Source organism: Endozoicomonas sp. ONNA1 (genome assembly GCF_024606325.1).
In the GTDB taxonomy this organism is placed as follows: Bacteria; Pseudomonadota; Gammaproteobacteria; order Pseudomonadales; family Endozoicomonadaceae; genus Endozoicomonas_A.
This window is the reverse complement of record NZ_JAHHPN010000628.1, coordinates 1-2,304: the sequence shown is the minus strand read 5'-3', so window position 1 is coordinate 2,304 and position 2,304 is coordinate 1. Positions and strand designations below refer to the sequence as shown.

Below are 2,304 nucleotides of genomic sequence, written 5' to 3'. Positions count from 1 at the left end.
CTCAATTTCTTGCAATCCTCGCTACGGACGCTTAAGTCCGACAGGCTGCTAGTACATGGTTTCAATATGTTTGGCGATCAACCCAGTGGTAGATAAGTGGTATTTTTCAGCTTCTCCATGGCAAAGGAAGAAGTCACTTCACTGAGCCCGGTCACACTGTTTACCAGCCGTTTGTAGAATACATCAAAGGCTGCCATATCCCTGACCAGCACTTTCATCATGTAGTCATACTCTCCGGCCATCCGGAAGAACTCAATCACTTCAGCAAAGTCACTGACTTCCGCGACAAAAGCCTCATACCATTCATTACTGTGATTTTGGGTTTTGATATTCACAAAAGCCGTGAGGTGCAAGCCCAGTTTATCGCCATCAAGCAGAGCTACTCGCTGAGTGATGTAGCCTTCTTCTTCCAACTTTTTTAACCGCTTCCAGCAGGGCGAGACGGTCAACCCTACCTTGTCGGCAATATCAGCTACTGGAATGGATGCATCCCGCTGAAGGCAATCAAGAATCAATTTATCCTTTTTATCAAGCATAATAGAAAATATTTTTTCTTTAGACTGAATAAATAATGACAAATTTGAAAACTTTTTTCCAGCTATCTAATATAAAATTTTCATCATAGGTAGTTATTAGCAACACTGTTTTCCAAGCCATTGAACGTATTAAGAGGATGTTGGCATGAGCACAAAAACCCGGGTCAGCCTTTTATTTGTCACTGTCTGCTTCATATGGGGTACGACATGGCTGGCTATGGAACTGGCTGTTGCTACCATTCCGCCGATTACCGCCACGGGCATTCGATTCGCAGTTGCAGCGCCTCTGATTATTCTGCTGGCCAGAATGAAAGGCGTTACCATCTGGTTTCCAAAGGATAAGTGTTTGGAGTTCATCCTGATCAGTCTGTTTTACTTTGCCATTCCCTTCACCCTTATGATTTTTGGCGAACAATATATCTCGTCGGGACTGGCCTCTATCATTTTCGCCAATATGCCTGTCGCTGTTCTGATTTTTTCGGTGTTACTTCAGCGCCATAAGGTAGCCATGCACCAGCTGGCAGGTCTGGTCATAGCGCTGGTCAGTCTGGTGACCATCATTGGTAACCAAATGTCAGTCAACAGCAACGGCAGCCTGATGGGTGTGGTTGCAATGGTTGTTGCTGTCCTCATGCACGCCCTGATTTACACAAATGTCCAGACTCGTTGTCAGGGTATTCATGTGCTGACCTACAATGCCCTCCCCTGTCTGGTGGCGGCGGTACTTCTGACGATTACCGGTTACTTCATGGAAACGCCGGATATCAGTAGCTTCTCGGCGCTCTCACTCAGCGCAGTGATTTATTTGGGTTCCGTGGCGGGGATTGGCGGCATTATGGCTTACTTCCAGTTAAACAAACTGGCCAGCCCATTCCAGGCCTCCATCTGTTTTCTCATCTTTCCGGTGATTGCGCTCTGTCTGGACAGCCTGTTGAATGGAAGAATGCTCAGCAATGAGTCTCTGTTCCTGACCCTGTTCCTGATGCTCGGTGTCTTTTTGACCAAATTGCCTGAAGCGACTTTCAGAAAACACAAGCTCTTATTTAAAAGAAGCTGAGTTTTCTTCCGCCATAAAAAAACCGGGACATTCACCCGGTTTTTTTATGGCTTATTCAGTGTTCATGATCACCGGCCCCATGAACGTGACCATGATCCAGCTCTTCTTCAGTCGCATCGCGTACTTCAACGACTTCAACCGCAAAATTCAGGTCTTCACCTGCCAGCTGATGGTTAGCATCAATCACTACTTCATCACCCTCAATGGCAGTAATTGTGACAATACGAGGGCCGATGGCAGTATCTGCATGGAACTGCATACCCACTTCTACGTCGTGCTCACCAAACTGGGCACGGGGTATAGGCTGCACCAGGCTTTCATCGTATTCGCCATAGGCTTCGGCAGCTTCCACAGAGACTTCCAGCTTGTCACCCGCTGCTTTTCCTTCCAGTGCACTTTCCAGACCGGCAATAATGTTACCCTCACCGTGCAGATAGGCCATAGGATCATGACCTTCGGAACTGTCCAGAACTTCACCCCCGGCATTTTTCAGGGTGTAATGAATCAGTGCGACTTTTTTGTCAGTAATTTTCATTGATTGAAAATCTCTGGAATGAATGAACGGACAGAATACCGGTCCGCCTGCAAAACGAACAGTTCTTTTTCTTGCCAGGGGCCACGCCCATGTCAAGAATCCCTTATTCAGACTCCATTGCGGACAGAGCAAACTCTGCCAACCTGAGATGAACCAGAGCCCTGTTTTCACCTCCT

3 protein-coding genes are annotated in these 2,304 nt (G+C 47.0%); 1 reads left to right on the top strand and 2 read right to left on the bottom strand.

All coding sequences use genetic code 11. The features are described from left to right. Window positions 1–77: 77 nt before the first annotated feature. Window positions 78–578: an Lrp/AsnC family transcriptional regulator gene (locus KDK19_RS14645; RefSeq protein WP_306674488.1), complete on the bottom strand. Its 501-nt coding sequence runs from the start codon at window positions 576–578 to the stop codon at window positions 78–80. 103 nt (window positions 579–681) lie between these two features. On the opposite strand from KDK19_RS14645, the gene KDK19_RS14640 reads away from it, so the two are divergent. Then, entirely contained in the window at window positions 682–1,593 is a 912-nt protein-coding gene (locus KDK19_RS14640) for a DMT family transporter (protein WP_257280113.1), read from the top strand. 55 nt (window positions 1,594–1,648) lie between these two features. On the opposite strand, the gene slyD is transcribed toward KDK19_RS14640, so the two are convergent. Then, window positions 1,649–2,128 carry a peptidylprolyl isomerase gene (gene slyD / locus KDK19_RS14635; RefSeq protein ID WP_257280112.1) on the bottom strand — a complete coding sequence of 160 codons (480 nt, stop codon included), beginning with the start codon at window positions 2,126–2,128 and terminating at the stop codon, window positions 1,649–1,651. Between the last annotated feature and the right edge of the window lie 176 nt (window positions 2,129–2,304).